The following is a 15887-nucleotide window of genomic DNA, read 5'->3' on the forward strand; positions in this document are numbered from 1 at the left end:
TCCCGACTGCCGCTGAAACAACCCGTAACGGATAGTTCCGGAGGGTTGAAGACCCCTTTCAGGCGAGTCGGGTGTGCGCTTTCGTCGCGGCTTGACCTGAGCCGTTGCGGTCCGCCAACCGCCGCAAAGCCTTACGGGCCGGGCGTTCGACGAGGTGGTAGGTCAGCATGGCGGCCACCGGAATGGCCGCGACAATCCCCAGCCACACAATGATGTGAAAGCGCTTGTCGTCGGCTCCGGTCAGGCGGGCGGCGACGTTGGTCATGACCAGAAGGACCGGCGCGCAGACCATGTAGATCGAGTAGCTGATCTCGCCGAGATAGACGCCGGCCTTCGAGGCCAGCGGCCCCGCGCGTTCGTTCGTCATCGAGCCCAGGCCCAGGATCAGACCGCCCGCGAACAGGACCGTGATCGGGTCCCAGAGGCCCAGCGAGGCGCTGATCAGCACGCCCGCGCCGCTCAGCAGGGCGACCGGCCCGGCGAAGGGGATCGGGGCGCGGCGGTAGACCAGGTACAGGGCGCAGCCCAGCAGGAAGCACGGCACGATGCGCAGCGCGCCCCAGCGGAAGGTCGCCTCGGTCAGGGAGAAGCCGGCGAGGGGCTGGAAGGCGGCGTAGATCCCCAGCGCCACGGCGGCGGCCAGGACGGTGGCCAGCACCGGCCGGTTCCGCAGTCGCCAGGCCACGAAGGCGAAGGCCGGGAAGCTCAGATAGGCGAACCATTCCGCAGAGATCGACCACGAGGGGTGGTTGAAGGCTGATGACGGGGCCAGACCCCAGGCATGGGTCAGGGTCAGGTGGGCGGGCAGGGCGCGCCAGTCGGTCAGGCTGTCGCTGACGGACAGCCCCGCGACCACCGCACCGACGCCCAGCACGGCCATGCCCGCGAGGGTGACCAGATGCAGCGGATAGACCCGCGCTATCCGCGCCCACAGGAAGCCCTTGTACGAATAGCGCTTTTCGCCCGCCGCCTCGAGATAGACGTGGCTGAGGATGAAGCCCGACAGAACGAAGAAGACCTCGACCCCCAGATAGCCCTTGGTCACCGCCACCGGCGTGAAGCCGACGTTCAGGTGCGGCCAGGCCGTGTAGAGCACCACCCACGCCGCCGCGAGGAAGCGCAGGGTGGTCAGGGCGCGAAGATCAGCGGGTGTGGCCATGGGCGTCATGCCCGCGACCGTACAATTCCAATCTCCCAAAAATTGTTAAGCGCACAAATTCGGTTGTCTACGCAGGTGGACTCGCCCCAAAATTGTAATCCAACAGTCCGCTGTCACAGGAGATGCTCAGTTGGACGAGCAGAAAACTCATACGGTGCAGGCGACACCGAAGCTGTCCGTCAGGAGTTTGGCCGACTATTTCGCCGCGTCCGATCAGGCTCGACGAACGATCCTGCGGGATTGCAAGTACCGACCCATCGCTCGGCTACCCCAACATGATGAGGCCAAACTAGCTGCTTCAAATTACCTGAGGACAGGTGGTGCCGATCCTGAAGTGCTCAAGGCGCGGGCGGAATACATTCGCGCTAAAGTCACAGAAGGGGATTTCGACCGCGACCTGAATGAGGTCAATGCAGCTTACCTTGACCGGTTTGCAGAGGTGGTTGAGCAGGTAGTCCTTCCAACTGCAGAGGTTCAGAACGCAGAAAGCTTTTCTGCGATCGAACTCAATGGCGTGAAAATCACATTCCGACCAAACTTATTGCTGTCTCGCACGACCAAGAAGACCAACAAAATCAAAAAGGGCGCGCTTTTGCTCCGCTATGCAAAGGGCAAACCCTTGTCTGAGAAGACGGGGCTAATTCAATCTGCGGCCATACTCGGTGTCCTTAAATTGCACGAGGAGGAGCACGGGGTAGATGTCGACAAATCGTTATGCCTGACCTTGGACGCTTTCGCGGGCACTCTATTCCCAGCGCCTGGTAACTCTGTGAGCCTATTCAATAACATGAAGGCCGCTTGCGCGACCGTGGCCGAGTGCTGGGACAAGATTCCCAAGCCGCTTAAGGCTGTGGTTTAGCCTAAGCCTCGCACTCGCCCGGCTTGGTCTCGCCCGGCTTGTACATGGCGCAGGACCGGTCGATCTCGTCCTGGATCATCTGGCAGGGGTTTTCCGGGTTGCACGGCGGGTGCGAGGCCGGGCTGACGCGGGTGCAGCGGCTGGCCAGGGCGACGGCGGCGTCCGACCCCTGGTCGAGCGTGCACGAGGTCGAGGACGCCTCGACGGGCGCGATCGCTTCTTCCTGCGGCGGGGCGTCGGCCGGCATGACCGGATCCGGCGTCGCTTCAGCGGCGGGCGCGGCGGCGTCGGGGCCCTTGGGCGCGGCCTGCTGGTCGCAGGCGGAAACCAGCAAAAGGGCGGCAGTCAGCAGGATCGGCAGGCGCATCGTCATCTCCCCGGACGTTGTGAAATGACGATGCCTGCTTTCGGCGAACGATGAAACCCCGAGCGCCTGTAAGGCGAAGCTTACCGGCCCAGCGCGGCCCGTTGCAGGGCGAACAGCTCGGCGCAGCCGCCGTCGGCCAGCTGGAACAGGCGGTCGAATTCGGCGCGAGTGAAGCCGCGCTTCTCGCCGGTGGCCTGGATCTCGACGATCGTGCCCGAGCCGGTCAGGACGAAATTGCTGTCGGCCTCGGCGGTGGAATCCTCTTCGTAGTCGAGGTCCAGCACCGGCTGGTCGTTGCACACGCCGCACGAGACGGCGGCGACCTGGTCCAGGATCGGATCGGTCTTCATCACGCCCTCGGCGCGCAGATAGTCGAACGCGCTGGCCATCGCGACCCAGGCGCCGGTGATGGCGGCGGTGCGGGTGCCGCCGTCGGCCTGGACCACGTCGCAGTCCAGCACCACCTGACGTTCGCCCAGCGCCTTCAGATCGACCACGGCGCGCAGGGACCGTCCGATCAGGCGCTGGATTTCCTGCGTCCGGCCGGTCTGCTTGCCCGCGGCGGCCTCGCGGCGGCCGCGGGTGTGAGTGGCGCGGGGCAGCATGCCGTATTCGGCCGTCACCCATCCCTGACCCTTGCCGCGCATCCAGCCGGGCACGTTCTCCTCGACCGAAGCCGTCACCAGCACCTTGGTATGGCCGAAAGTGACCAGGCAGGAGCCCTCGGCGTAGCGGTTCACCCCGGTCTCCAGCGTCACCTTGCGCAGTTGTTCGGGGGTGCGGTCGGAGGGGCGGGGTGTCGTCATGGTCATGGTCCTTGGAAGCCGTCGCGGCGCTGCTTATCCTGAAACCATGAGCCTGTCCCCCTCCACGCCCGGTCTGGTGCGCCTGCGTCCCGCGACGGTTGCCGACGCGCCGATGCTGGCGCTGTGGGATCGCGAGCCGCATGTGATCGCCTGTTCCAGCGACGACGCCGACGCCGAGGTCGCCTTCGGCGGTCAGGACTGGATCGAGGAGATCCAGGCCGGGTCCGCCGTCAGCTTCCATGTCATCGCCGAGGTGGACGGCCGTCCCGTCGGCGTCATGCAGGTCTGCGACCCGCATCTGGAACCGACCCACTACTGGGGCGAGATCGAGCCGAACCTGCGGGCCATGGACATCTGGATCGGGCCGAAGGACGCGCTGAACCGAGGCTACGGCACGCAGATGATGACCCTGGCGATCGACGACGCCTTCGCCGATCCGGCGGTCACGGCCATCGTCATCGATCCGCTGAACACCAATACGGACGCTCACCGCTTCTACCTGCGCCTGGGCTTTGCTGTCGTCGAACGGCGGATGTTCCACGAAGACGACTGCCTGATCATGCGTCTGGAGCGCGGGGCGTGGGAGACGCGGGCATGAACCCCCCTCTGTTGACCTCCACGGCGCTGGAGCCGAGCGGCCTAGCCGGGCTGGACCAGCGCGCGCGCGATATCTTCCGGCGCATCGTCGAAAGCTATCTGCAGACGGGGGAGCCCGTCGGATCGCGGACCCTGTCGATGAGCGGAGTCAGCCTGTCGCCAGCCTCCATCCGCAACACCATGCAGGACCTGACCCTGGCCGGGCTGCTGGGCTCGCCGCACACCTCGGCGGGACGCATCCCGACCCATGCGGGCCTGCGCCTGTTCGTCGACGGCCTGCTGGAGATCGGCGACATCTCCACGGAAGAACGGCGCGAGATCGACGGACGCCTGGCCGGCCGCGGCCGCAGCTTCGACGAGGCGCTGAACGAGGCGTCGTCCCTGCTGTCCGGCCTGGCGGGCGGAGCCAGCATCGTGGCCAGCCCGGTGCGCGACGCCGGGGTCAAGCATGTGGAGTTCGTGGCCCTGGGCCGCGATCAGGCCCTGGCCGTGCTGGTCGGCGACGACGGCTCGGTCGAGAACCGGCTGATGCCGCTCAAGGCCGGGGTCACGCCCTCGACGCTGCAGGAGGCGTCGAACTTCCTCAACGCCCGGCTCAAGGGCCGCCCGCTGCACGAGGCGCGCACCGAAATGCGCACCGAACTGGACGCCGCCCGGCGCGAACTGGACGAGACCGCGGCACGGCTGGTCGAGGACGGTCTGGCCGCCTGGTCCGGCGGTGCGGAGCGCGAGCGGGCCCTGATCGTGCGCGGCCGCGCCAACCTGCTGCAGGACGCGGGAGCCATGGAGGACCTGGAAAAGGTCCGGATCCTGTTCGACGATCTGGAGCAGAAGGAACAGCTGATCGGCCTGCTGGACGGGGTATCCACGGCCCAGGGCGTGCGCATCTTCATCGGGGCCGAGACGCGACTATTCTCACTTTCGGGTTCCGCCGTGATCGCGGCGCCCTATATGAGCGGCCGACAGCGGGTTCTCGGCGCCATCGGCGTCATCGGCCCCGCGCGACTGAACTACGCCCGTGTGATCCCGTTGGTGGACTATACCGCCAGGGTGCTGGGCCGGATGCTGGACGGACAAGACACGTGAACGATACCCCCGACTACGATCCCGAAACCGAGCTGGACGCCGACCTCGGCGAGGCCGCAGGCTTTGACGGCGAGGACGATCTGGCTCCGCTGGACGCGATCATCGCCGAGCGCGACCAGTGGAAGGACCGCGCCCTGCGCGCCGTCGCGGAGACCGAGAACGTCAAGCGCCGCGCCGAGACGCAGAACAACGACGCCCGCGCCTACGCCATTCAGAAATTCGCGCGCGACCTTCTGGTCGTGGCCGACAACCTGGAGCGCGCCATCCAGGCCGCGCCCAAGGACGCCAACGCCGGCGAGGCCGGTCTGGTCACCGGTCTGGAGCTGACCCAGAAGGCCCTGTTGTCGGCCTTCGAGGCCAACAACCTCAAGCGCGTCGCGCCGGAGCCGGGCGAGGCCTTCGATCCGCACCTGCATCAGGCGATGATGGAACAGCCTTCCGACACGGTTCAGGGCGGCCAGGTGCTGCAGACCCTGCAGGCCGGCTACGCCCTGTTCGGCCGCACCGTGCGTCCGGCCATGGTGGTGGTCGCCGCCAAGGGCTCCGGCGCTGCGGCGGGCAATGCGGCCTACGCCGCCGCCCAGGCCACCGGCGGGAATTTCGACGGCAAGGCCTAGGCCTTCAGCCGCGCGCCGAAGAAGGCCAGCAGCTTGCCCCACCCGTCGGCGGCGTCCGCGGCGCGGTAACTGTCGCGATAGTCGGCGTGGAAGCCGTGCGGGGCGCCCGGATAGATGACGATCTCGCTGGAGGTCTGGCCCGCGCGGGCCAGGGCGCTGCGCATGGCCTCGACGCTGGGCAGGGGAATGCCGCGGTCTTCCGCGCCGTACAGGCCCAGAACCGGGCATTTCAGGTCGTCGGCCAGGTCGACCGGCCACGGCTGGCCGCTGCTGACCTGTTCCGGGGTGGCGGTGGCCGCCGGGGCCAGGCGACCGTACCAGGCGACGCCGGCGTCCAGCACGGCGAAGCGGGCGCAGGCCTGCCACACCACCTTGCCGCCCCAGCACCAGCCGGTGATGCCGATCCTGTCGCCGTTGGCCCAGAGCTGCTGGCTGACCCAGTCCAGGGTGGCCGAGACGTCGCCCATCACCTGCTCATAGCCGGCGGCGCCGACGATCTGCTGGATGCGCTGCATGTCGGACAGGGGCGCCGGGTCCTCGACCCTGTTGAAGAAGGCTGGAGCCACCGCCGCATAGCCGGCCTTGGCCAGGCGGCGGCAGATGTCGCGGATGTATTCGTGCACGCCGAAGATCTCGGAGACGACGATCACCACCGGGAAGGGGCCGTCGCCGTCCGGGCGGGCGACGAAGGCGGGCAGCTGGAAGCCGTCGGGGGCCGGGAAGCTGACCTCGCCCTGCGACAGGCCCGCGCCGTCGGTCGTCACCGGACTGGCCTGGGCCGCCAGGGCCGCGGGTGCATAGCCGGCGAAGAACAGACCGCCCAGCGTTCCGGCGCCCAACGTCCGGCGGCTCAGGATCACATCATCGGCCTGCGGGCCTTCGGGACGGATCAGCGACATTGGCGGGCTCCGGGCTGTGGGAGGCGGGACAGTGGCGGCGGCGCCCGCCAGCGTCGAGTCACGATTGCCGTGAAGACGGCCCCCCGACGGGGCCTGCCCGGCGCAGGGTCAGATTGATGCGCCCGCCGCCCGGAATCAGGCTCGACGAGCCGGGCAGCAACCGGTCGATCCCGTGCCGCGCCAGCCGGGCGGGCCCGGTCAGGGCGCAGACGTCGCCTGAGGAGAGTCGGACGGACCTGGTCGGTCCGCCGCCGGCGGGGCCGACGCGGAAGATCGCCGTGTCGCCCAGCGAAACGGACAGCACCGGCGCTTCCAGATCGGCCTCGTCCCGATCCTGATGCAGGCCCATCTTCGCGCCGTCCTGATACAGATTGACGAGGCAGGCGTCGGGCGGCTCGGGCCAGCCGGTCAGGTCGCGCCACAGATCGAGCAGGGCTTGCGGGATCGGCGGCCACGGCGCGCCGGTCTCCGGATGGGTCGCCTGGTAGCGATAGCCGTCCCGGTCCGACACCCAGCCCAGCGGCCCCAGGTTGGTCATCCGCACCGAGAAGGGCCGTCCGCCCGGTGTGACCGGCCGATAGAAGGGGCTGTCGTCCACCGCCGCCATCACCTCGGTCAGCAGGGCGGCCTGCGCCTTGGCGTCCAGCCCCCCGGGCCACCAGCGGAAGCCGTCCAGTCCGGTGTCGATCTCGCGCGGGCTCATGACTCCGAGGTAGGCCGGGCTCAGGGGAATGTTAAGCGGTGTCCGCTATGGAGAGCGCATGGAACGTCGCGCTATTCTCGGCCTCGCGGCCATCGCCACCGCTGCCGCCGCCACGCCCGCCGCCGCCGCCTCGTCGGGCGGGGGTGGAAGTTCGTCGCAGGCCAGCTATCTCGGCCTGCCGACGGTGACGGGCAATGTGCGCCGCCCCGGCGGAAGCCTGGGCGTCATGACGGTCGAGATCGGGGTGGATACGCCGGACGCGGCCCTGCGCGCCCGCGTGGCGCAGTCGGCCCCGCGCCTGCGCGCCGCCTACGCCCAGGTGGTGCAGCAGAGCGCCGCGGTCCTGCTGCCGGGCGCTCCGCCCGACATCGAACGGCTGGTCGCCCAGCTCCAGACCGCCACCAACACCGTCATGGGCCGCGCCGGCGCGCGCCTGCTGATCGGCACGGTGATGGTGGTCTAGCCTCAGTCCTTGGTCGGACTCACCTGGCTCGCATCGCCGTAGGTCAGCGCCAGGAAGACATCTTCCAGGTCGGGGTCCTCGGTCGAGATGTCGGCGATGGTCACCCCTGCGGCGCGGACGGCGGCCAGGACCTGCTCCACCGACGACTGGCCCTTCTTGTAGCTGATGGCGAAGGCGCCGTTCGGACGCGGCACGACATCGAAGCCCTTGACCGTCGGCAGGGCGGTCAGCTCTCCCTCGGGAGTCACGACGACGTTGCGGGTGTCGAGGCGGCGCAACAGTTGCGGCGTCGGTTCGCAGGCCACCACCTCGCCCCGGTTCATGATGGCGATGGTGTCGCAGAGCTCCTGCGCCTCCTCCAGATAGTGGGTGGTCAGCAGGATGGTCACGCCCTCGGCGTTGATCTTGCGGACGTATTCCCAAAGCTGGCGGCGCAGCTCGACATCGACCCCGGCGGTCGGCTCGTCGAGGATCAGGATCGGCGGATTGTGCACCAGCGCCTTGGCCACCATCAGGCGGCGCTTCATGCCGCCGCTGAGCGCGCGGACGTAGGCGTTGGCCTTGTCCGACAGGCCCAACGCGGCCAGCAGCTCGTCCGAGCGGCGCTCATTGGCCGGCACGCCGTAGAAGCCGGCCTGAACCTCCAGCGCCTCCCTGGGGGTGAAGAAGACGTCGGCGACGATCTCCTGCGGCACGACGCCCAGGGCGGCGCGGGCGTCGCGCGGCTGCTTGTCGATGTCGCGGCCCCAGATCGAGGCTGTGCCGCCGGTCTTGTTTACGATCCCGGCCAGGATGTTGATCAGGGTCGATTTGCCCGCGCCGTTCGGGCCCAGCAGGCCGAACATCGAGCCGCGCGGGATGACCAGATCGACCCCGCGCAGGGCGGTCTTGGGCGGCGACTTCTTGTTGCCCGCATAGGTCTTTTCCAGCCCCCGCACCTCGATGGCGTTGACGGGCAGGGTGTCGGTCTCGGTCATTCGGCGCTTTCGGGTGTTTCGAGCGGCTCCGTTTGACGGTATGGAGCGCGCGCGCATACCTATGCACCCTCGCACCAATCGCCAAGTCAGAGCCGTCCGAATGTCCTCGCGACCCACCACCGTGATCATCCCGCCGCCGGAAGAGATCGTGGTGACGTCCAAGCGCGTCGCCTGCGACGGTGGCGGCGGCGCCCTCGGCCACCCGCTCGTCTACATGGACATGGGCGAGGACGATCACGTCGAGTGCGGCTATTGCGACCGCCGCTTCGTGCTCGGCAAAAAGAAGAAGGCCGAAAGCGAGTACCACAGCCCGGCCGCTCGCCCGCCCGAGGCGCACTGACCCCTTACGAGGCGGGCGCGCCGCCGCCCGCCGCGATCCAGGCGTCGACCTGAACCTCCAGCACGTCCAGCGGCACCGAGCCCGAGCCCAGCACGACCGCGTGGAAGTCGCGGATGTCGAAGCGTTCGCCCAGCGCCGCGCGGGCCCGCGCGCGCAGCTCCATGATCTTCAACTCGCCGATCTTGTAGCTGGTCGCCTGGCCGGGGCTGGTGATGTAGCGCTCGACCTCCTTCTGGATATCACGCTCGCTCAGCAGGGAGTTCTGGCGGAAATAGTCCATCGCCTGCTCGCGGCTCCAGCGCTTGGCGTGCAGGCCGGTGTCGGTGACCAGACGCACCGCGCGCCACAGCTCGGTCGAGAGGCGGCCGAAGTCGGAATAGGGGTCCTGATAGAAGCCCATCTCCTTGCCCAGCTGCTCCGCGTACAGGCCCCAGCCCTCGGCATAGGCGCCGTAGCCGCCGAAGCGGCGGAACGACGGCAGGCCCTGCATCTCCTGCGCGTAGGCGATCTGGAAGTGATGCCCCGGCGCGCCCTCATGATAGCTGATGCCCTCGATCTGGGGTTTCAGCACCTGGGTCATGTCCGACAGGTTGACGTAGTAGATGCCGGGGCGCGAGCCGTCGGGCGCCGGGGCGTTGTAGAAGGCGATGGAGGCGGTGGCCTCGCGCCACGCCTCGACCGCGCGAACCTCCAGCGCCGCCTCGGGCAGGTCGCTGAACCAGCGCGGCGCGGCCTCCATCACCTGGGCGATGAAGGCGCGGGCGTCGGTCAGATACTGCTCCTTGCCCTCCGGCGTGTTCGGATACTGGAAGCGCGGATCGGTCTTCAGCAGGGTGAAGAACTCCTGCAGCGTGCCGGTGAAGCCGACACGGGTCATGATCGTCTGCATTTCGCCCTGCAGGCGCGCCACTTCGCCCAGGCCGATCTGGTGGATCTGGTCGGCGGTCAGGTCGGTGGTGGTCGAGAGCTGCAGGCGGGCGTTGTAGTAGGCTTCGCCGTCCGGCAGCCGCCAGACGCCGCCGTCGCGGTCGGGCATGACGGCGGCCTGCTGCTGGACCTCGGCCAGCGCCGTCAGCACCGTCTCATAGCCGCGCTTCCATTCGCCGGTCAGGGCCGCGCGGCCCTCGCCCAGCAGGCGGTCCTTGGTCGCCTGGTCCGTATCCAGGGCGCCGACCTTGCGCTGGAAATCGGCCCAGACCGGATTGTCGGCCCCGCCGTCGAACGGCGCGCCGGTGATGATGTTGCGGGTGTTGGCGATCGAGGGCTCGAACACGAAATTCGGCGAGATGATTCCCTTCGACGCCCGATCCCGCAGTTCATCGGCGATCTCGCCCATCACCTGCTCGGAAGCGCGCAGGCGCGAGACATAGGCCTCGGCGTCCGACACGCTGGAGACGCGGTGGTTGTTGATCAGGAAGACCGGCAGCCCCGTGGTCGGATTGCCGTTGGCGGCGAACTGATAGCCCCAGTCGCGCCAGCGGTTCGACAGGCGCGCCTGCGCCACCCCGTATTCGAACAACCGCATCGACATCCGGCTGTCTGCGTTCACGGTCGCCGGATCGAATCCGCTCTTCATCCGGGCCAGCTGGCTCTCGGCCAGGGCCAGCGACCGGTCCGCCGCGGCGTCGGTGACGTCGTCCAGCTTGTCGTAGTCCGTCTTGATCCCCAGCGAGGTCATCTGCTGCGGCGACAGGGCGATCCGCTCCTGCCACGCCTGTTCGAAGAAGGCCGCCAGCCGCGCGTCCTCGGTCTGGATCGACATGTCCGCGGTCGGGGCGGCGGTCTGGGCCATGGCGACGGCGGGCGCCCCGGCCAGAACGGCGACGGCGCAGGCGGTGGTGATCAGAAGACGACGCATGGAAACCCTCCCGGAAACATGACGGCCGGGACCTTCGACGGTCCGGCGGAGGGACGCAAGGTACGGCGGCGTCAGGGCTTGCGCGTCTTGGCGATGTCCGCGCTCTCGGCCTTCAGGGGCTTGGAGACCGGACAAACCTCTTGCGCATAGCTGTTCAGGGTGTTGGCCAGATGGTCGGGGACCAGGCTGTAGTGGACGTACTGGCCGCGCTTCTCGCTGGTCACCAGCCCGGCGTTCTCCAGCACGGTCAGGTGCTGGCTGACCGCGGGCTTGGAGATCTCGAACCGCGCGGCGATCTCGCCCGCCGTCAGGTCGGTGTGGGCGAGGTAGGCCAGGATCTTGCGCCGGATCTGGGAGGAGAGGGCTTCGAACACGCGCTGCATGGCTGCGACATTTAAGCGATTTGCGAACCACTTGCCAGAGGGATCATTCGGCAGTTAGGTAATGGCTTAAATACTAAATGAGCTGACCATGATGCGGACGGACAAGATCAGGCGAGGGCTGGCCCAAGGGGGGCTGGGGGTCATAGCGCTGCTGGCCGCGAGCATCACCGGGTGCGCCGCGGCCTCGGTCTTGCTCGGCGCCGTAGGGCTGTTCGCAGGTTTGGGCGGACTGGGCCTCGGCCTCATGATCGGCATGGCGACGCTGCCGTTCTGGGTCGGCGGCCTGTTTCTGGTGGGGGGACCGGTATGGGCGGTTCTGCACTGGGCGCGGCGACGGGATCGCCTGACGGCCGTCGTCGTCGGGGGCGGCGTCGCGGCCGTCGCGACCCCGTTCACCTTGTGGGCGTTCGCCACAGGGCTGAGCTTCACTGTGGACCCGAACGCCGTGGGGATTGTCCTTCTGAGCGCTCTCCCGGCTGCGGTCGGGGGCGCCGCCGCCGGGTTCACGGCATGGCGCTTAGCCTATGACGACGGTCAGGTTCGGTGAGCGGCGACCACTCTGACCCCTGCGCGGTCAACAGCTTGGTCGAAACGCCCAGCTGCTCGCCCGTCGAGGGCCGGGTCGTCTGGGATCCGATCCATTCGACCTGGAACGGCGGCATGCTGGCGGGCGCGCTGGTGCTGGGGCCGCTGACGGTCAGTCCGGGCGCGGCGGCGGTGTTCGCGATCACGACCGGCGCCGGCCTGCTGCTGGGCCATTCGGTCGGCTTCCACCGGCGGCTGATCCACGGCAGCTTCAAATGCCCGCTATGGCTCGAGCATGTCCTGGTCTGGGTTGGGACCGCCGTGGGCATGAGCGGGCCGTTCTGGATGATCCGCACCCACGACCTGCGCGACTGGGCCCAGCGGCAGGCGGACTGCCACGACTGGATGCTGCAACAGGTCCCCATCGCCGCCGGGCTCTATCTGATGGGCGGCTGGGGCTTCGTGGTCTGGGGCGTCTGCGCGCGGGTGGCGGCTTCGGTCTCAGGCCACTGGTTCGTCGGCCATCTGGCCCATCGGCGCGGGCCGCAAAGCTGGCTGGTCGAGGGCGCGGGGTGCAGGCGCATGACGTGCCATGGGCGGCGATCCCGACCATGGGCGAGGCCTGGCATAACAACCACCACGCCTTCCCGGGCTCGGCGCGGATCGGCCTGTACCCCGGCCAGAGCGACTGGGGCTACCGTTTCATCCGGCTGCTCGAGCGGCTTGGACTGGCGTGGGATGTGCGCACGCCGGAGACGATGGGCGTCCGCAAGGTGCTGGTTCCGGCGAAACCCTAGAACTGCCGCCAGCTGTCGCCCGGGTCGCGTTCGCCGGGATCGACGGTCTGCTGGCCCCAGGCCACGATCATCAGCAGCTTGTGGCTGCGGATGCGGAACTGCCCGGTCATCGGCAAGACGGCGCCCAGCGGGGCGCCGGTCTTGGGCTCGTAAAGGAAGCCCGAGAACTCGGCGACGCCGATCCGGTCGCGGCGGCTGTAGACCGACAGCTCGGGGATCGAGACCACGTTGAAGCTCTCGTTGATCGGCACCCGCATGTCCGGCAGGCCGAAGACGCGGCGCATCTGTTCCAGCGACAGGGCCCCGGCGCGCAGTTCGAACACCGCGTCGGCCTCGGCCCGGGACGGGGCCAGGGCGTAGCCGGCGTCCGACAGGGCGTTGCGCACCGCGCTGACGGCGTAGGGGCTGTTCTCGGCGCGGAAATAGGTGTCGTCCACGAACACGCGCGAACCGGCCGGAATCGGCAGGGTCAGGCCCTCGACCGCGCGGTCGGCGGCGCGCGAGATCAGAAGCTGCTCCGTCGCGGTGCGCGACGGGTAGGTCTCCGAGGTCGAGGCGCAGGCCGCGAGGCCCAGCAAGGCCAGGGGCAGAAGCGCGAAAGCTTTCAAGATCACCAGCTCCCGGTGTTGGGCATCGAGGCCCAGGGTTCGGCGGGGGGCAGGGGCGCGCCCTCCTGGAGAAGTTCGATGGAGATGCCGTCCGGCGACCGGACGAAGGCCATGTTGCCGTCACGCGGGGGCCGATTGATGACCACCCCGCCGTCCATCAGGCGTCGGCAGGCGGCGTAGATGTCGTCGACCTTGTAGGCCAGATGGCCGAAATTCCGCCCGCCGGAATAGGTTTCCGGATCCCAGTTATAGGTCAGTTCGACCTCCGGCGAGCGCTCGGCCTCGGAGCGCGACAGGTCCGCGGGGGCGGCGAGGAAGATCAGGGTGAAGCGCCCGGCTTCGTTCTCCATCCGGCGCATTTCGTGCAGGCCCAGCAGGTCGCACCAGAAGCGCAGGGAGGCGTCGAGGTCCGTCACGCGGACCATGGTGTGCAGGTAGCGCATGGTCTTCCGATCCGAGGGGGAGGTGGGCGGAGGCGGCCTTATAGCGGCGGATCGCCGCGACCGCGACTCAAGCTGCGTTTCGGCGGATGCGTCGGACCGCGCGCCCTGCTAGACGCGGAGGCTCGGCCTTTCGCCGGAGGATCGATGCTCCGCAAGCTTTACGACTGGGTTTTTGCACAGGCCCGCAGCAAGCACGCCACCAAGGCGCTGGCCGTGGTGTCCTTCGCCGAAAGCTCCTTCTTCCCCATTCCGCCGGACGTCATGCTGGCGCCGATGGTGCTGGCGCGGCCGGAACGGGCGTATTTCTACGCCGCCGTCTGTACGATCGCCTCGGTGCTCGGCGCCCTCCTCGGCTATGCGATCGGCTATTTTCTCGAACCCGTCGGCCTGGCGATCCTGGCCTTCCTCGGCAAGGCGGACACCTTCGAGACCTCCAAGGCCCTGTTCCAGGAGCACGGCGCCTGGGTGATCCTCATCAAGGGGCTGACCCCCATCCCGTTCAAGCTGATTACCATCGCGTCGGGTATCTTCCAGTTCAATCTGGCGCTGTTCCTCGCGCTGTGCGTGATCACGCGCGGCGCCCGCTTCTTCGCGGTGGCCTTCGTGCTGAAGACCTGGGGGCCGGCGGTGCTGGCGGTGGTCGAGAAGCGGCTGGCGATGTGGACCTTCATCGGTCTTGCCGTGCTGGTCGGCGCCTTCGTGGCGGTGAAGTTCCTCTTCTAGAGCGAAATCGGCCGAGCTGGACGCAGTCCGGCTCGGCTCAGATTTCGCTCCAGTTTGATGCCGGACCATTTTCTGGATTCAGGTCGATCCGACCTGAAGCGAAAATGGTCTAAACCCGCCCAATCGACGGATGGCTCAAGCCTCGCTATGAACGTCGTCTGATGAGAGGCCTGTATCGACTCCTGACGCGGTGGTGGACCGCATTCGCGCTCGTGGCGTCGCTGGCGCTGCTGGGCTTCGCCCACCTGTCGGAGACGATCTGGGACATCTCGCCCTGCAACCTCTGCCTCAAGGCGCGCGAGGTCTACTGGGGCGCCGTCGTCGTCGCCCTGCTCGCCACCGTCTGGCATCTGGTCAGCCGCGGCAGCCGCGGCACGCCGCGCATCGCCGCCTTCCTGCTGGCCGTGATCTTCGCGACCGGAACCATCACCGCCGTCTTCCACATGGGCGGCGAGCTGAAGTGGTGGGCCCTGCCCGCGACCTGCGCCGCCGGCGGTTCGGTCGATCTGGAAAGCATGACCGCCCTGGCGCTGGGCACGGGTCCGGCGCCCCGGGTGGCCATGTGCGACGCCGTGACGTGGACCTTCCTCGGCCTCAGCATGGCAGGATGGAACGCGCTGATCTCCGCCGCATTGGCCGGGTTCAGCCTTCTCGCCGCCAAGAGGCCCAAGGATGCCCGCGCCCCGCGATCCTGATCCGATGACCGGCTCCCCCGAGGGCGACCGCCGCATCCCCCTGCCCCGCCCCGGCCGCGGCGCCAGCAAGCGCCGCCGGGATGAGATTCTGCGCGTCGACCACGCGGGCGAATACGCCGCCGTCCACATCTACCGCGCCCAGCACGCCGTCTTCGCGGGCCGCGCCGGCAAGGAAGCCATCACCGCCGACATGGCGGAGATGCGCGGCCAGGAGCAGGTCCATCTGGAGCGCTTCCAGGCCCTGCTCAAGGCCGAGAACGTGCGCCCCACCGTGATGACCCCGGTCTGGCGCCTAGCCGCCCTGGCGCTGGGCGCCGGCACCGCCCTGATCGGCGAGAAGGCGGCCCACGCCTGCACAGAGGCGGTCGAGAGCGTGATCGAGGAACACTACGCCGACCAGATCGCCGAGATCCGGGACCGCGATCCCGCGCTGGCGGCCGAGCTGACGAAATTCCGCGAGGAAGAACTGGCCCACCACGACCACGCCGTCGAACACGGCAGCCGCGAGGCCCCGGCCTATGAGCTGCTCAGCGCCGTGATCAAGGCGGGTTGCCGCGTGGCCATCAAGGTCTCGGAGAGGGTCTGACGCCCTGAGTTGATTTATCATCCTGGGCAGGCACTACTCGCGCCCAAGGTCATCAATCAGCAATGGTGCGTTTGGTCATGGTTCTTGCATCGGCCGTTCTAGCGTTTGCAATCGTAGCGCAGGCTCCCCAGGTCCCCGCATCGCCAACGGTCGATGCGGCCCAGACCGCGAGCGCCCAGACGTCGGCGACCGGGACCTCCGGCGCCGCCGCGACCGCGGGCAACGACGCAGAGATCGTATGTCGCCACGAGGCGGTGACCGGTCGCCGTGTCCAGGTCCGGGTCTGCCGCAGCCGCGCGCAGATGCGGGCCGAGGCCGCCGCGGGCCAGGACGCCCTGCGGCGGGCGCAGAACAACCACCGTAGAACCCAGAGCGAATAGGGTCGGAGCCGGCGAC

The 15887-nt window shown here is 68.4% G+C and carries 22 protein-coding genes; 12 read left to right on the forward strand and 10 right to left on the reverse strand.

The features are described 5' to 3' along the window. Positions 1-58: 58 nt before the first annotated feature. The gene (locus tag AC3WRV_RS02865; protein ID WP_492312071.1) at positions 59-1159 is read right to left on the reverse strand and encodes an acyltransferase family protein; all 1101 of its coding nucleotides are present in this window, start codon (positions 1157-1159) and stop codon (positions 59-61) included. 130 nt (positions 1160-1289) lie between these two features. On the opposite strand from AC3WRV_RS02865, the gene AC3WRV_RS02870 reads away from it, so the two are divergent. After that, positions 1290-2018, forward strand: a complete 729-nt coding sequence (locus tag AC3WRV_RS02870; protein ID WP_492312072.1) for a hypothetical protein — start codon at positions 1290-1292, stop codon at positions 2016-2018. A gap of 1 nt (position 2019) precedes the next feature. On the opposite strand, the gene AC3WRV_RS02875 is transcribed toward AC3WRV_RS02870, so the two are convergent. Together AC3WRV_RS02875 and rph are read right to left on the reverse strand one after the other, a co-directional pair. After that, on the reverse strand, positions 2020-2385 hold the full coding sequence (locus AC3WRV_RS02875) for a hypothetical protein (RefSeq protein WP_492312073.1): 366 nt from the start codon (positions 2383-2385) through the stop codon (positions 2020-2022). Between the two features lie 80 nt (positions 2386-2465). After that, entirely contained in the window at positions 2466-3191 is a 726-nt protein-coding gene (gene rph, locus AC3WRV_RS02880) for a ribonuclease PH (RefSeq protein WP_291838041.1), read from the reverse strand. A gap of 46 nt (positions 3192-3237) precedes the next feature. On the opposite strand from rph, the gene AC3WRV_RS02885 reads away from it, so the two are divergent. From AC3WRV_RS02885 to grpE, 3 genes are read left to right on the forward strand one after another with little or no spacing between them, the layout of a single operon-like run. Beyond that, positions 3238-3789 carry a GNAT family N-acetyltransferase gene (locus AC3WRV_RS02885; RefSeq protein WP_492312074.1) on the forward strand — a complete coding sequence of 184 codons (552 nt, stop codon included), beginning with the start codon at positions 3238-3240 and terminating at the stop codon, positions 3787-3789. After that, entirely contained in the window at positions 3786-4874 is a 1089-nt protein-coding gene (gene hrcA, locus AC3WRV_RS02890) for a heat-inducible transcriptional repressor HrcA (RefSeq protein ID WP_492312075.1), read from the forward strand. Before AC3WRV_RS02885 ends, hrcA begins: the two co-directional genes overlap by 4 nt. Continuing rightward, positions 4871-5491, forward strand: a complete 621-nt coding sequence (gene grpE, locus AC3WRV_RS02895) for a nucleotide exchange factor GrpE (RefSeq protein ID WP_492312076.1) — start codon at positions 4871-4873, stop codon at positions 5489-5491. The genes hrcA and grpE overlap by 4 nt, the downstream gene beginning before the upstream one ends. Here grpE and AC3WRV_RS02900 read toward each other — a convergent pair. Together AC3WRV_RS02900 and AC3WRV_RS02905 are read right to left on the reverse strand one after the other, a co-directional pair. Next, positions 5488-6390 (reverse strand): dienelactone hydrolase family protein, encoded by a 903-nt coding sequence (locus AC3WRV_RS02900; protein WP_291838032.1) that lies wholly within the window; start codon positions 6388-6390, stop codon positions 5488-5490. The two genes, grpE and AC3WRV_RS02900, sit on opposite strands and share 4 nt — an antisense overlap. Before the next feature lie 58 nt (positions 6391-6448). Next, positions 6449-7093, reverse strand: coding sequence for an alpha-ketoglutarate-dependent dioxygenase AlkB (locus AC3WRV_RS02905; protein WP_492312077.1), 645 nt, complete (start codon positions 7091-7093; stop codon positions 6449-6451). A 58-nt stretch (positions 7094-7151) separates the two neighbouring features. Here AC3WRV_RS02905 and AC3WRV_RS02910 point away from each other — a divergent pair, with 58 nt between their 5' ends. Then, the gene (locus tag AC3WRV_RS02910; protein WP_492312078.1) at positions 7152-7556 is read left to right on the forward strand and encodes a Tat pathway signal protein; all 405 of its coding nucleotides are present in this window, start codon (positions 7152-7154) and stop codon (positions 7554-7556) included. A gap of 2 nt (positions 7557-7558) precedes the next feature. On the opposite strand, the gene AC3WRV_RS02915 is transcribed toward AC3WRV_RS02910, so the two are convergent. Beyond that, positions 7559-8533 carry an ABC transporter ATP-binding protein gene (locus AC3WRV_RS02915; protein WP_492312079.1) on the reverse strand — a complete coding sequence of 325 codons (975 nt, stop codon included), beginning with the start codon at positions 8531-8533 and terminating at the stop codon, positions 7559-7561. Positions 8534-8633: 100 nt separating this feature from the next. On the opposite strand from AC3WRV_RS02915, the gene AC3WRV_RS02920 reads away from it, so the two are divergent. Continuing rightward, positions 8634-8873 carry a zinc-finger domain-containing protein gene (locus tag AC3WRV_RS02920; RefSeq protein ID WP_291838021.1) on the forward strand — a complete coding sequence of 80 codons (240 nt, stop codon included), beginning with the start codon at positions 8634-8636 and terminating at the stop codon, positions 8871-8873. A 4-nt stretch (positions 8874-8877) separates the two neighbouring features. Here AC3WRV_RS02920 and AC3WRV_RS02925 read toward each other — a convergent pair whose 3' ends face one another. Both AC3WRV_RS02925 and AC3WRV_RS02930 read right to left on the reverse strand, forming a co-directional pair. Beyond that, positions 8878-10731 carry a DUF885 domain-containing protein gene (locus AC3WRV_RS02925; protein WP_492312080.1) on the reverse strand — a complete coding sequence of 618 codons (1854 nt, stop codon included), beginning with the start codon at positions 10729-10731 and terminating at the stop codon, positions 8878-8880. 71 nt (positions 10732-10802) lie between these two features. Beyond that, entirely contained in the window at positions 10803-11114 is a 312-nt protein-coding gene (locus tag AC3WRV_RS02930; RefSeq protein ID WP_291838015.1) for a metalloregulator ArsR/SmtB family transcription factor, read from the reverse strand. 88 nt (positions 11115-11202) lie between these two features. Between AC3WRV_RS02930 and AC3WRV_RS02935 the strand changes: the two genes are divergently transcribed. Further along, positions 11203-11661, forward strand: coding sequence for a hypothetical protein (locus AC3WRV_RS02935; protein ID WP_492312081.1), 459 nt, complete (start codon positions 11203-11205; stop codon positions 11659-11661). A gap of 550 nt (positions 11662-12211) precedes the next feature. Beyond that, positions 12212-12436 (forward strand): hypothetical protein, encoded by a 225-nt coding sequence (locus AC3WRV_RS02940; protein WP_492312082.1) that lies wholly within the window; start codon positions 12212-12214, stop codon positions 12434-12436. Here AC3WRV_RS02940 and AC3WRV_RS02945 read toward each other — a convergent pair. Both AC3WRV_RS02945 and AC3WRV_RS02950 read right to left on the reverse strand, forming a co-directional pair. Further along, positions 12433-13050, reverse strand: coding sequence for a DUF6655 family protein (locus tag AC3WRV_RS02945; protein ID WP_291838007.1), 618 nt, complete (start codon positions 13048-13050; stop codon positions 12433-12435). The two genes, AC3WRV_RS02940 and AC3WRV_RS02945, sit on opposite strands and share 4 nt — an antisense overlap. Further along, positions 13047-13487: a VOC family protein gene (locus tag AC3WRV_RS02950; protein WP_291838004.1), complete on the reverse strand. Its 441-nt coding sequence runs from the start codon at positions 13485-13487 to the stop codon at positions 13047-13049. The genes AC3WRV_RS02945 and AC3WRV_RS02950 overlap by 4 nt, the downstream gene beginning before the upstream one ends. Before the next feature lie 144 nt (positions 13488-13631). On the opposite strand from AC3WRV_RS02950, the gene AC3WRV_RS02955 reads away from it, so the two are divergent. The 4 genes from AC3WRV_RS02955 (at position 13632) to AC3WRV_RS02970 (ending at position 15871) form a co-directional block, all read left to right on the forward strand. Then, positions 13632-14210 carry a YqaA family protein gene (locus AC3WRV_RS02955; RefSeq protein ID WP_492312083.1) on the forward strand — a complete coding sequence of 193 codons (579 nt, stop codon included), beginning with the start codon at positions 13632-13634 and terminating at the stop codon, positions 14208-14210. A 161-nt stretch (positions 14211-14371) separates the two neighbouring features. After that, positions 14372-14905, forward strand: coding sequence for a disulfide bond formation protein B (locus tag AC3WRV_RS02960; protein WP_291837998.1), 534 nt, complete (start codon positions 14372-14374; stop codon positions 14903-14905). A gap of 4 nt (positions 14906-14909) precedes the next feature. After that, a complete protein-coding gene (locus AC3WRV_RS02965; protein WP_492312716.1) occupies positions 14910-15491 on the forward strand; it encodes a demethoxyubiquinone hydroxylase family protein in 582 nt (193 codons plus the stop codon). A 77-nt stretch (positions 15492-15568) separates the two neighbouring features. After that, a complete protein-coding gene (locus AC3WRV_RS02970; protein ID WP_291837992.1) occupies positions 15569-15871 on the forward strand; it encodes a hypothetical protein in 303 nt (100 codons plus the stop codon). The last annotated feature ends 16 nt before the right edge of the window (positions 15872-15887 follow it).

The organism is Brevundimonas sp. EU05-FHT14B11, from assembly GCF_058790835.1.